Annotated in this window: 14 protein-coding genes, 1 pseudogene and 1 riboswitch; of the genes and pseudogenes, 10 read left to right on the top strand and 5 right to left on the bottom strand. The window is 35.5% G+C overall.

Annotation, left to right across the window (positions count from 1 at the left end):
* Window positions 1-3: 3 nt before the first annotated feature.
* The 5 genes from ACIQXJ_RS05765 to ACIQXJ_RS05785 all read left to right on the top strand — a co-directional run bounded on the left by ACIQXJ_RS05765 (window position 4) and on the right by ACIQXJ_RS05785 (window position 4,270).
* Window positions 4-936: an LCP family glycopolymer transferase gene (locus tag ACIQXJ_RS05765; protein WP_403050728.1), complete on the top strand. Its 933-nt coding sequence runs from the start codon at window positions 4-6 to the stop codon at window positions 934-936.
* Between the two features lie 354 nt (window positions 937-1,290).
* Window positions 1,291-1,386, top strand: coding sequence for a transcriptional regulator (locus tag ACIQXJ_RS05770; RefSeq protein WP_403050731.1), 96 nt, complete (start codon window positions 1,291-1,293; stop codon window positions 1,384-1,386).
* A gap of 156 nt (window positions 1,387-1,542) precedes the next feature.
* Window positions 1,543-2,100, top strand: a complete 558-nt coding sequence (gene lepB, locus ACIQXJ_RS05775; protein WP_401009989.1) for a signal peptidase I — start codon at window positions 1,543-1,545, stop codon at window positions 2,098-2,100.
* A 441-nt stretch (window positions 2,101-2,541) separates the two neighbouring features.
* Window positions 2,542-2,641: riboswitch (purine riboswitch) on the top strand.
* A gap of 62 nt (window positions 2,642-2,703) precedes the next feature.
* Window positions 2,704-3,894 (top strand): MFS transporter, encoded by a 1,191-nt coding sequence (locus ACIQXJ_RS05780; RefSeq protein ID WP_403050734.1) that lies wholly within the window; start codon window positions 2,704-2,706, stop codon window positions 3,892-3,894.
* 82 nt (window positions 3,895-3,976) lie between these two features.
* A complete protein-coding gene (locus ACIQXJ_RS05785) occupies window positions 3,977-4,270 on the top strand; it encodes a hypothetical protein (protein ID WP_401009984.1) in 294 nt (97 codons plus the stop codon).
* 57 nt (window positions 4,271-4,327) lie between these two features.
* Here the strand turns inward: ACIQXJ_RS05785 and ACIQXJ_RS05790 are convergent, their stop codons facing one another.
* The 5 genes and pseudogenes from ACIQXJ_RS05790 to ACIQXJ_RS05810 form a co-directional block, all read right to left on the bottom strand.
* Window positions 4,328-4,813 (bottom strand): DUF3231 family protein, encoded by a 486-nt coding sequence (locus ACIQXJ_RS05790; protein WP_403050737.1) that lies wholly within the window; start codon window positions 4,811-4,813, stop codon window positions 4,328-4,330.
* Window positions 4,814-4,983: 170 nt separating this feature from the next.
* Window positions 4,984-5,170, bottom strand: a pseudogene (locus ACIQXJ_RS05795) (hypothetical protein).
* A gap of 197 nt (window positions 5,171-5,367) precedes the next feature.
* A complete protein-coding gene (locus tag ACIQXJ_RS05800) occupies window positions 5,368-5,994 on the bottom strand; it encodes a cupin domain-containing protein (protein WP_403050740.1) in 627 nt (208 codons plus the stop codon).
* 186 nt (window positions 5,995-6,180) lie between these two features.
* On the bottom strand, window positions 6,181-7,209 hold the full coding sequence (locus ACIQXJ_RS05805; protein WP_403050743.1) for a FecCD family ABC transporter permease: 1,029 nt from the start codon (window positions 7,207-7,209) through the stop codon (window positions 6,181-6,183).
* Window positions 7,209-8,240, bottom strand: coding sequence for a FecCD family ABC transporter permease (locus tag ACIQXJ_RS05810; RefSeq protein ID WP_403050746.1), 1,032 nt, complete (start codon window positions 8,238-8,240; stop codon window positions 7,209-7,211). The genes ACIQXJ_RS05805 and ACIQXJ_RS05810 overlap by 1 nt, the downstream gene beginning before the upstream one ends.
* Window positions 8,241-8,355: 115 nt before the next feature.
* On the opposite strand from ACIQXJ_RS05810, the gene ACIQXJ_RS05815 reads away from it, so the two are divergent.
* The 5 genes from ACIQXJ_RS05815 to ACIQXJ_RS05835 all read left to right on the top strand — a co-directional run bounded on the left by ACIQXJ_RS05815 (window position 8,356) and on the right by ACIQXJ_RS05835 (window position 11,879).
* Window positions 8,356-9,336, top strand: a complete 981-nt coding sequence (locus ACIQXJ_RS05815) for an ABC transporter substrate-binding protein (protein ID WP_403050749.1) — start codon at window positions 8,356-8,358, stop codon at window positions 9,334-9,336.
* 666 nt (window positions 9,337-10,002) lie between these two features.
* A complete protein-coding gene (locus ACIQXJ_RS05820; protein WP_340824111.1) occupies window positions 10,003-10,551 on the top strand; it encodes a hypothetical protein in 549 nt (182 codons plus the stop codon).
* A 73-nt stretch (window positions 10,552-10,624) separates the two neighbouring features.
* A complete protein-coding gene (locus tag ACIQXJ_RS05825; protein WP_403050752.1) occupies window positions 10,625-11,059 on the top strand; it encodes a GNAT family N-acetyltransferase in 435 nt (144 codons plus the stop codon).
* A 10-nt stretch (window positions 11,060-11,069) separates the two neighbouring features.
* Complete coding sequence (locus tag ACIQXJ_RS05830) at window positions 11,070-11,549, top strand: nucleoside 2-deoxyribosyltransferase (protein ID WP_403050755.1); 480 nt, start codon at window positions 11,070-11,072, stop codon at window positions 11,547-11,549.
* 12 nt (window positions 11,550-11,561) lie between these two features.
* Window positions 11,562-11,879 (top strand): YbjQ family protein, encoded by a 318-nt coding sequence (locus ACIQXJ_RS05835; RefSeq protein WP_403050758.1) that lies wholly within the window; start codon window positions 11,562-11,564, stop codon window positions 11,877-11,879.
* The last annotated feature ends 108 nt before the right edge of the window (window positions 11,880-11,987 follow it).

Here is an 11,987-nt window from a genome sequence, read left to right on the forward strand (position 1 = left end):
AGTATGGAAAAAAACATGAAACGCTCTAAAGAAAAAAAGAGCAAGAAGAAGATTTGGCTTTGGATAATAGGGAGCCTATTAGCAATATTTCTAATTTTTATAGGTACTGCTTATTATACTATCCAAAAGACGATGAATAAAATAAATACACCACTTGTAGAAACAACAGATACTTCAGACAAAACGCAAAAAACAATTACAAAAAAAGAGCCATTTTCTGTGCTGATGCTAGGTGTTGATGAACGAAAGGACGATAGTGGTCGTTCAGACACAATGATTGTTATTACAGTAAATCCTGAAAAGCAAACGATGAAAATGTTAAGTATCCCAAGAGATACACGTACAGAAATCATTGGGCATGACTCAGTGGATAAGATAAACCATGCCTATGCATTTGGAGGCGTACCCATGGCCATGGATACGGTTGAAAATTTGTTAGATATCCCACTCGATTATTACGTATTTATTAATATGGAAGGATTTCTACAAATAATTGATACACTTGGCGGTGTAACTATACAAAATGATATGGATTTAACCTATGATTCTTATCATTATCCTGAAGGTGAAATTTCATTAAGTGGCGATGAAGCTCTTATTTTTTCACGTATACGCTATGAAGATCCACGAGGTGATTTTGGCCGTCAAATTCGTCAAAGACAAATTATTGAAGCGGTTATGAAAAAAGCTTCTACACCATCAATGTTGTTGAAGGCAACTGATATGCTTGATGTTGTCGGAGACAATGTCCGTATGAATTTTACGGTGAAAGATTTAATCCAGCTACAAAGTATTTATAAAAAAATGGATAATAATATTGATCAGTTATCATTTGAGGCAGGAGATGGTCAAATGATTAATCATATTTGGTACTATATTCCGGATGAAACAGAGCTACAACAAATAAAAACAGAGTTAAAAACGCACTTAGAATAAGAGGTTGTATAGTACAAATTAGCTATAATAGTTGTAAATTATATGTCGACGAAGGGAGAGAGATGAATGAATGGGAGGACCCAGGTGCTTAGGTATACAGCATTAAATAATTGCATGCAAAGCTATGTACCTAAACGTAAAGTGCGAAAAAGTCCAGTCAAATTCATGGTGAAACAGTTACAACTATTTTGTTTTAAAATCTTTATGTAATGCTAAAAAAATCATTCAGGTAGGATGCATGCCTAGTTGAATGATTTTTTTAGTTATCGATATAATTCAATTTTTTATTTCGTTTGAAATGTCAGAAAATTAAGTGTATAATAGATTTAAGAAATGGTTGAGGGAGTGATTGTGATGATGATTGGAACAATTTTATTAGCCATCGCGTTGCCGCTAGGTATTGTTTTCGCAGTAGATTTATTTAACGAGCAACATCACTCTGCTTCATAAAGTGACCATTCTAAAAGTGAAAAACAAAAGCAATTTCCTAGACAGAAGCTATTGAGCTTATGTCTTTTTTTCATGTCTTGGAAACAATTTATGTTATTATTCGTCAATATACAATAGAAAATGCTATACTATAAAAAAAAGTATCGGGGTATGAGTATGCAAGCAGAAAAAACGAATATGAAAAAAGAAATTCTATCCTACATTAAAATCATTGTTATTACAGCAATCGTCGTCTTAGGCTGTAAGCAATTTTTATTTGCACCGATAAAAGTACAAGGTGCTTCTATGTATCCGACATATGAGGATAAGGACATTATTATTGTAAGTAAAACGAGTAAAATTGAACGCTTTGATCAAATTGTCTTTCAATCACCTACTGAGGATGAATTATATATTAAACGTGTTATAGGACTTCCAGGGGACACAGTAGAAATGATAGATGATGTATTGTATGTAAATGGTAAGGCGTATAAAGAAGATTATGTAAATCGACAAACAGATGATCCGAGTCAATTACGTATTACAGAGAATTTCACACTAGAAGGTTTAACAAATGAGAAAAAAGTGCCGGAAGGTAAGTATTTCGTAATGGGAGATAACCGTCTGAAAAGCTATGATAGTCGCCATTACGGATTAATTGCTAAAGATGCTATTTATGGAGAAGCTAAAATCACCGTCTATCCATTTAAGCATTTTCACGTTGGCCGTGAATAGATAAATAACGATGATAAAAGAAAGAGGCAGCTCTATTTTTGAGCATGCCTCTTTATTTATTAATTATTTTCCGCCAAAGATTTACAAATTTTGTGAGTAGGATAATAGACACAAACTGTTGAATTTTCAACAGTTTCTTTTATTGGGTTTTGCTTTATGTCCAATCTAGGAGATGGTTGATCGATTGTGAGCTCTTCTACTACTAATTCTGCGCCATAAAATAGCATTAAAAAATAGCATACTAAACCAAATATACGCAAACAATCACCCCATAACTATATGTGTACTATTATTATGTATGGTCAAAAGACAAAAAATATAAGCAAAAATTCAAAAAAATATACAATAACTAAAATTAAAGCTTATTCAATACAATAAATGTGTGTTGGGGGAATCTGAAAAGAAGAAAAATGTTGTAACGTAAAAATCAATATGCTACTATAGCTAAAGTAAATAATGATCTGTATAACCTCAATAATATGGATTGAGGGTCTCTACCAGGAACCATAAAATCCTGACTACAAAATTTTCTTTCATTTTGTAGTCAGGATTTTTTTTGTTGTTGCCCACTATAAAATGGAAGTACAACAGAAGGGTGATTAAATGAATTGGAGAGTTTTTATACTGGCTGCTACTACGTTTGCAGTTGGATTGGTAGAGCTAATTGTTGGAGGTATATTGCCATACATTGCTAAAGATTTGAACGTATCGGTAGCAACGGCTGGTCAATTAATTACGATATTTGCTCTCGTATATGCAATTTCTGCTCCCGTCCTTTTATCGTTAACAGCTAAAGTGGAGCGGAAGAAACTATACCTTATTTCATTACTTTTATTTACATTAGGTAATGTCATGACCTATTTTAGTCCTACCTTTGTCATTGTCATGATTGCAAGAATCATAACAGCAATGAGTACGGCTCTAGTAATTGTTTTGTCTCTGACAATTACAACAAAGATAGTAGAACCAAGACATCGTGCTAAAGCATTAGGGCTTATTTTTGTAGGTGTAAGTTCAGCACTGGTAATTGGTGTACCGATGGGTATTTTTATTACTGAGGCTTTTGGTTGGCGTGCTGTTTTTTTAGGGATTGCATTACTTTCTAGCATATCTATGATTCTAATTTTTATGCTCCTGGAAAAAATGCCAGTTGTTGAGGTTGTCCCATTAAAAACACAAATTAAGTCATTAGCTAATTTAAAAATTGCGAGTGCGCATTTAACAACATTATTTATGCTTGCTGGTCATTATATGCTTTATGCTTATTTCACACCGTTTTTAGTAGAGGCATTTAACTTAAACTCCTCATGGGTTAGTATTTGTTACTTAGTATTCGGTCTTGCTTCTGTAAGCGGTAATGCATTTGGTGGTTGGTTAAGCGACAAAGTTGGTACTGGCAAATCAATCGTACTAATCATTGCAACTTTTGCCATCGTATTATTTGCAATACCGTATACAATCGTAGCCTTCCCGTTATTTTTAATAGTAACTGTTTTATGGGGAGTACTTAGCTGGTCACTTACGCCACCATTACAAAACTATTTGATTCAAACAGATCCCAAAACATCTGATATTCAACAAAGCTTAAATACTGCCGCCTTACAAATTGGTATTTCGATAGGATCAGCAGTTGGGGGAGCATTGTTTACTATTACAGGCTCTGTAATGCATTTATCAAGTTTCGGTGCAATTTTAGTATTATGTGCGTTAGGTTGTGCTATTTTTTCTATTAAGAGAGCGCCACTTTCAGATAGTAATCAATTAGATGGAAGTATCCAAAGGGTTCATCAATGATAAGCTCAAATTACTAAAAAAAAAGAAGGACTATGATTGTTGAAGCTAGAATGTAAGAGTAGAGAGGGAGGCTGGTAAATAAATGCAGGTAGATTTAACGGAATTTGAAGGATTGAATGTGAAAGTTGTCGCAACGGTTGATCATACGCTTTATCGAAACGTTGGTGCAATCATTTTATACGAAGAAGATTCACACATTTTATCTGTAAGAAAACTGAAACGAAAAATCGCTGATCAATATATACCAACAGACGAACTCGAAAACTTTATGTTTGACTCTCAGGCAGATGCAATTAAATTTACACATAAGCTAACTAGAATGAGTGCACTCGATTATTTATTAGTCACAAACAGAGAAAAGGAACTAAGTGAATAAAAAGATAGCCTTTTAGGTCGTCTCGTATTGAAGCGAGACGACTAGAAGCTATGGGCTTTATGTTGAGGAAGGAGAAAGTAGCCAACCTTTTTTATTACTAAGCTCAATTAACTTGGCACCTAGAATGGCATATTTCATATGAAAAACACTATATTTTGTCGTAAGACTGCTTTCGAAAGACATGTCCATTGCTTGACTGACTGAAATTAAGGAAGATGCAATATTCATGGATAGGATGGCACTAATTTCAGAATCATTTATAGCTGCTTTTCCACGCATTTTAGCAATTTGTAAATTTCCTTGGTCAATTGATAATGGCGGCGCCAGAACACCATTTTCTTTTAATAACTTCTCAAGCTGTTTATTTTCCTCTTTTAAACATTGAATAAATTCCAAAATAATGACTTTTAAGTCTCTGTTCACTGCATATTTGAAAAAGAAATGGTTCGTTGCAATATAGCCATTGTTTACGCCTAGTTGTTTCCAAATTGTAAAAACTTCCTTAAAGCGTAAAGAATCTATATTTCGTTTTGACATTTTCATTGTTGCACGTCCTAACTCATTTTATAGTTGTTGAATGTGAGATTAGGATGGGAAACAAAAGATTTTTTTATACATATTTTTGTAAATATTCCAACTACGTAAGTTATGTATGTCTTGACATGCGGTAAGCTGCTGCAGTTCCTCTGTTTGCTAGAAGTCTAAGAGCTTACCTATTGAGCCTTCTTATTTTTAAAGCACTTAATAGTTGTCTTTAAGGAAGCATAATTTCCGATGGCTGCATATCTATAAAAAAAGCCCATAAATACACCAGCTAAAAAAACCTAATGCTAGCGCGATTGCTGGGACATATTTAGGTTGAATAGGAAAAAATATTTTCAATAATTGTGTAATAAACATGACAACTGGAACGACAATGACAGCATCTCAAAAATTTGTATGAATAAGTGGAAAGCCCATTTTTTCTTTTACGAGAATTCCCAGACTTAAAATTTTATGCACTTGTAATTGAAGTGTTTCCAATGTGAGCTTTATTCAATTTTAAACAATCAATAAAGGAAACACTCAAAGGTGTTTCCTTATACAGCTTTCCTTTATTAATAATAGGGACCATTTTGATACATGTATGGATAATGATAAGGATTGAAGTTGTAATGTGGATGTGTTTGCATCGAATTTGGTGAGCTAATGGAAGGTCGATTGCAATTATTTGCAGGTCCGATATAGGTTGAAGGAACAACAGGAGCGATTGTTTGCTTCCATAAGTTTTCATCTAAGCAATAAGTGTGTGCCATTATATTCGAAGGGGTAAATTTCAAAATATCCGAACCTAATATGACTTCCGGTGTAGGTGCATCAAAAATCGCTAATATATGCGTGTTATCTGCACTTGCGACGATATAATGCCACCATCCCTGTGGAATGTTTGCTACCTGTCCTGGTTTTATTGGGTAGTTTTGAATTTGTTTGGTGAAAGGATTTAAAATGGAAACGGTAGCAGCACCAGAAATACAATAAACAAGCTCTGCTGCATTTTGATGATAATGAGGTTCTACAACGTTATTCGTACTTAAAAAAATATCAAGTAGAGATACATTTTCGAGACTATTTAATTGAGCAATTCCAAGAATGTTTATGTAGTTCTGATTATCCTTTCTAAAAAGTGGACTTGTATTTACATCAAACGTAAATTGTGTGGATGGCGATGTGTAATCATTGGGCAAATCAATACATCCTTCCTTCATATATTTAACATGTTTATCAATATCACAGTTTATGACAAATGATGTTTGTGCTTTAAACGAATGCCTATTGGTGTTAGTATATCTGTTAACATAGGTCAATCCAGCCTCCGTTTATGGTGTAACGAAACGAATAGTCCTACGATAGTGGTTGGAAGTACGATGAAACTAGCCTCTAGTTCTTAATAGCAAATAGATAAAGTAAGGTGCACCTAATATGGCTAAAACGATACCAACGGGTAATTCCGCAGGAGCAATAATGATTCGGCTAATAGTATCAGACATTAACAATAGCAAAGCACCAATTAATGCACTTAATGGAATCACCCGATAATGCAAACTGCCTACTAATTTTTTTGCAATATGTGGTGCAATTAACCCTAAAAAGGTAAGGCCACCCCCGACTGCTACACAGGCGCCTGCTAGAACCACGGCCAATACTAGAAGTCTTTTACGTTCCTTTGTTACGTCAATACCAACGCCAATAGCGGTCATCTCATTCAATGCTAAAATATCTAGTACGCGAGCTTTATAATAAGCGAAGGGTATTAACACCACTACCCACGGAAGTAACGCGAGTACAAATGTCCAAGTACTGCCCCAAATAGATCCCGATAGCCAGACGAGTGTTCTAGTAAAATCGATAGGTTCCATGCGAAGTTGGAAAATGGTGATTCCTGCGCTAAACGTAGCATTAATACCAACGCCAACTAATAGCATGCGCGACGGTGACACGTTTCCTCTTTTATAAGCTAATAAATAAATGATGCATGCAGCAACGAGTGCACCGATTAAGGCGATGATTGGCATAAAAAAGACAGACATCCATGCGTTAGAAAAAAACGACCATTGAATAAAGAATGTATACAACACAATAGCAAACCCTGCACCGGCATTTATACCTAGAATGCCTGGGTCTGCTAGCGGGTTTTTTGAAATACTTTGTAGGATGGCACCTGAAACAGCTATACCAAACCCAGCAAGGATGGCCATACAAATACGGGGTAAGCGGAAGCTGAAGATTGTTAAAGCATTATCAGGGGAGCCGTTCCCTAGCAAAATTTGTAGAAAACTTAAAATCGAAATATTCATATACCCGGTATTTACACTAATGAATGCCACTACAAAAAGCAGTAGCAAACAGATCATGATATAAATAGAAAAACGAAATGTATGTTTACGTATTAAATTATTCATTATAAACCTCTTCCATCTTTACGAGCTAAGTATAAGAAAAAGGGCACACCGATAATTGCAGTAACAGCTCCTACTGGGGATTCAAAAGGACTCATGATGGTGCGAGCTACAATATCCGCAAATAACAATAAACCGCCACCTGTAATGGCTGAAATAGGAAGTATCCAACGATAATCAACTCCAACGATTGCGCGTACGATATGTGGCACAACTAAACCAACAAAACCGATAATACCAGCAATGGAAACGGCTGCACCGGTTAATAAAAGCACAGCAACTGTACAAAGCATACGAATAACGGTTGTCCGTTGACCAAGCCCTGTAGCTACTTCTTCTCCTAAACTCATAATAGAAATTGATTTTGCTAACATCATTGCAAGCAGTAAGCCGACGACGACAAATGGAACTGCGACCTTGATATGTATTGGCTGAATAGAAGAAAGACTACCTGCATACCAATAGCTTAAATCTTTAGCAATATCGTACTTTAGACCAATTGCTGTAGATAGTGCGCTTAGAAAAGCAGAAATTGCAGCGCCAGCTAATGCTAGTTTTACCGGTGTAATGCCACCCTTTGCAACCGCAGTTAACGTAAATACTAGTGCGGCTCCAGTACCTGCACCAATAAATGAAAAAAGTATAAGCATAGGGGAACTAGGTGTATGAAACAACGTGTATGCAATGGATACCATAAAACCTGCACCTGAAGTAACCCCTAAAATGGAAGGGGAGGCAAGTGCATTACGTGTAACACCTTGCATAATTGCTCCTGAAACAGCGAGAGAACTACCAACGAGAAGTCCTGCAACTACACGTGGGATGCGCAACTCATGTAAAATAACATGTTCATTATTTGTTTCATCGTAATGTAAAAGGCTATTCCATATTGTTTTATAAGTGAGTTCGTTTGCGCCAAATCGAATCGAAATGACAACTACCAAACAAATTAAACAAATGAATAGCAATAGAGTGAGAATATTATAAGTTGTTCGGTAATGATGTCTAACAAAAGCTAATGATTTTTTCTTCATCCATGTAAAAACTCCTAGCATTGACATAATAATTTTTTTATTTTATTTTTTAATTGATAATGATTTTCAATATCAATTAAATTATAACATAATCGTAAATTTAGGAGGAATTAACATGATTATAAAAACGAAGAAATGGGGTTTGACATGTGCTAGTGTCTTAGCATTTATGCTAGTGGGATGTGTGAATAACGAGACAAATACAACTACACAAGATGATACAAAATCGGAGCAGAAGATAGAGAATGTTACCGAAACTCGAACACTAACAGATGCAATAGGCAATAAAGTAGAAGTTCCCGTTCACCCTAAACGGATTATTGCTTCTTACTTAGAGGATCACCTTGTCGCACTTGGAATAACGCCGGTTGCGCAATGGAGTGTTCGCGATGGTACAAGTGTTCAAGATTACTTACAAGATACTTTGAAAGATGTTCCAACAATACCATTTGATTTACCGTTTGAAGCAGTGCAAAGCTTTACACCTGATTTGATTATTATGGACTCTGCCGCCATGGTGGAAGGTGATAAATATGCGCAATATAGCAAAATAGCACCAACTTATGTAATTGGAGCAGAAGTAAACAATGACTGGCGTGATGAACTTCTACGTGTTGGAGAAGTATTTGAACAAAAAGATAAAGCACAACAAGTGTTAGACGACTATAATGCCAAGGTGAAAGAAGCAAAACAACAAATTCAGCAAAAGGTTGGTAACATTTCAGCCGCAGCAATCTGGGTTGTTGGCGGGAAGTTTTTTATCGTTTCCCAAAATCTTTCGAGCGGAGATGTGATGTACAATGATCTTGGCTTAGCTGTGCCATCAGTTGTTCAAGAAATCTCAGCAAACGCGACAGCCAACTGGAACGAAATATCACTTGAAAAGCTTGTTACATTAAATGCAGAACATCTGTTTATTATTGATAGCGGTGATGATGCAAGTGTCAAAGCATTAAGTGAAAAATTATGGAGTACTATCCCAGCAGTCCAAGCAGGTAATGTACATAGCCTGCCAAAGGATTCTAGTTGGTTATATACAGGCGCAATTGCTAATACCAAAATCGTTGATGATATCGTCAATACTTTAGCAAAATAAAATTGAGCGGAATTCCGCGAAGTGAGAGTAGAATTCCGCGAAGTGAGAACGCAATTCCGCGGAAGGAGAGTAGAATTCCGCGAAATGAGAACACAATTCCGCGAAACCAGCAAGACATAGATATGTATACTAATAGTTAATTTTCTATTTCAATTATCACTTCGCTTCCATCTGTAGGATTTACTTGAGAGTTTAGACTTAACCATAAAACCAAGTTTATTGTAGTAACGATTACTACGATGATAATGATTGTTAGGAATATTTTGACCACGTTATGCGATTTAAATTTTAATTAGTACTTTTCTGTAAAAATTATAATATAATTGATAAGATTAGATTCATACCTAGAACTGGACTGTAATTATTTTCTCGCTCATTCCTCAAATAAAAAATTTTTTAACTTCGGTTGTATCCCACATAAGAATACAAGTATAGACATATAAATAAAGGTAGTGGAAAACTACGAGCCTATAAACATTGATAGAATCATATCTAGTAGTTTCTAATGACTCATAAATAATCATAAAACTTAAGAAATTCTTAAGTTTCAGCTAAGGTAAAAATTAAGAATTATTTTCTATAATATAAAAAAAAGGAAATTACGAAACCATTTGAAGAATTAAAACGTATTGGTATTAATAGAACATAATTGAAGTAGGTGAGGATATGGCACATACCATTTACATAGTATTAACTAAAACAGGTACTTTACTATCGAAGGCGATAGGTATGTACACTGGAAAAGAGATGAATCATGCATCGATCGCCTTTGATGATGGACTCTTTGATATGTATAGTTTTGGGCGAAGACAGCTAAATAATCCTTTAAGTGGTGGGTTTTTACGAGAAAATGCTGAATCTGGACTTTTTGAGTGTGCTGATTGTGTTATTTATCGCTGTCGAGTATCGTCCTATCAGTACTTAGAAATGATTAGAATCGTGCGTTATATGTATTGCAATCGAGATCGTTATAAATACAATTTTATCGGGCTATTTGGTGTGATGATGCAAAAAGAAGTGCGCAGAGAACGTGCGTATTTCTGTTCACAGTTTGTAGCCACACTTTTAAAAATAGGTGGACTAAAGATTTATCAAAATCCAGCGTTGATGACACCAGACTGTATTGCACAGTTGCCATATTTAGAGGAAATCTTTGCTGGGAAACTAGCAGATTATTTACAAGATGTTCGTCAACCAGCAATGTTGTATGGTTAAATGCCCCTCATCAGACGGGATTGACGTTTTTCTGATATAATAATTTATTAGAATACGAGATGAGGTGATAAAAGTGCAAATTGTTATGGTTGAGGGTGTACCATATGCTTGGTTACACCAGTTACAAGCAATTCATGCACAGGTATTTGATGGTGCACGCCTTAAGCTTGAAAAACTTGAAGACAAGAAAAAACTTCTTTGTTTATTTGCAGTTGAAAAAGAAGAATTGGTCGGATTTAAACTAGGTTATACACATCCTGATGGCGCTTTTTATAGCTGGCTAGGGGGCGTCGATGAAAAGATGCGAGGTCAAGGAATTGCAAGTCAGTTGATGAGATACCAACATGAAAAAGTGCAAATGCTTGGCTTTAATAAAGTTCGTACATACGGTAGAAACGAGCGGAAAGCAATGCTCATCACAAATATAAAACATGGTTTTGACATTATTTCAACCTTTGTAGATGATAAAGGACGACATAAAATAGTGTTTGAAAAATTATTGAATTGAGGAGCTTAAAATGAAGGCATATTTAGCAAACGGGTTATTTTCTTTAGGGGATCGTTTAGTCAATGAACGATTAGCATCGGCAATTCGACAAGCGATACCGGATATTGAATTATATGTACCACAGGAGAATGATGCGATAAACGATAAGGCAGCATATGCGGATAGTTTGGCAATTGCAGAGGCTGATTTAGCTATGTTACAAATGAGCGATGTATTAGTCGCTGTATTAGATGGTGTCGAAATTGACTCTGGTGTTGCAGCTGAAATAGGGGCATTTGCTATGCTCAATCGTCCAATCGTTGGGGTATTTACAGATGTCCGTCAACAAGGGCGTGAAAATATGATGAAAATAGAAGCGCTTATTCGTGATGGAATTGAAAATCAATTCGTCTACCGTAATTTATTTGTCATCGGTTTAATAAAACGCAACGGTGTCATTACTTCCTCAATTAACGATGCTGTATTAGCGGTTCAGGAATTTCAACAATAAGGGGGATTGCAAATGCTTTTAACAACAACGGATGTTGTTGTAGGGAAAGTGATTGAAGAAACATTAGGTTTAGTCAAGGGCAATTCAGTACAATCAAGAAATATTGGACGCGATATGATGGCGGGGCTTCGTAATATTGTTGGTGGCGAAATGAAAGAGTATGCAGAAATGCTCGTTCGCTCAAGAGAAATTGCTACACATGCTATGGAAGAAGAAGCTAAACGCTTAGGTGCGGATGCGATAGTGGCAATTAGATATTCGACATCATCCGTAATGGATGGCACTTCTGAGGTTTTAGCCTATGGTACTGCAGTAAAATTTAAAAAATGACTTTAACAGAGGACTTCAGTCTAAGATTGAAGTCCTTTTAGTTTTAAATATTGATAATAATAACAAATAAGTGGTATGTCCGTCTTTGAAGAGTATCTAATAGTAAAA

This window comes from Lysinibacillus sp. NPDC097868, from assembly GCF_044761135.1.
In the GTDB taxonomy this organism is placed as follows: Bacteria; Bacillota; Bacilli; order Bacillales_A; family Planococcaceae; genus Lysinibacillus.

Coding starts and splice junctions, on each gene's coding strand:
- ACIQXJ_RS05765 (WP_403050728.1), top strand. CDS start 4: ATGGAAAAAAACATGAAACGCTCTAAAGAAAAAAAGAGCAAGAAGAAG.
- ACIQXJ_RS05770 (WP_403050731.1), top strand. CDS start 1,291: ATGATGATTGGAACAATTTTATTAGCCATCGCGTTGCCGCTAGGTATT.
- lepB (WP_401009989.1), top strand. CDS start 1,543: ATGCAAGCAGAAAAAACGAATATGAAAAAAGAAATTCTATCCTACATT.
- ACIQXJ_RS05780 (WP_403050734.1), top strand. CDS start 2,704: ATGAATTGGAGAGTTTTTATACTGGCTGCTACTACGTTTGCAGTTGGA.
- ACIQXJ_RS05785 (WP_401009984.1), top strand. CDS start 3,977: ATGCAGGTAGATTTAACGGAATTTGAAGGATTGAATGTGAAAGTTGTC.
- ACIQXJ_RS05790 (WP_403050737.1), bottom strand. CDS start 4,813: ATGAAAATGTCAAAACGAAATATAGATTCTTTACGCTTTAAGGAAGTT.
- ACIQXJ_RS05805 (WP_403050743.1), bottom strand. CDS start 7,209: ATGAATAATTTAATACGTAAACATACATTTCGTTTTTCTATTTATATC.
- ACIQXJ_RS05810 (WP_403050746.1), bottom strand. CDS start 8,240: ATGAAGAAAAAATCATTAGCTTTTGTTAGACATCATTACCGAACAACT.
- ACIQXJ_RS05815 (WP_403050749.1), top strand. CDS start 8,356: ATGATTATAAAAACGAAGAAATGGGGTTTGACATGTGCTAGTGTCTTA.
- ACIQXJ_RS05820 (WP_340824111.1), top strand. CDS start 10,003: ATGGCACATACCATTTACATAGTATTAACTAAAACAGGTACTTTACTA.
- ACIQXJ_RS05830 (WP_403050755.1), top strand. CDS start 11,070: ATGAAGGCATATTTAGCAAACGGGTTATTTTCTTTAGGGGATCGTTTA.
- ACIQXJ_RS05835 (WP_403050758.1), top strand. CDS start 11,562: ATGCTTTTAACAACAACGGATGTTGTTGTAGGGAAAGTGATTGAAGAA.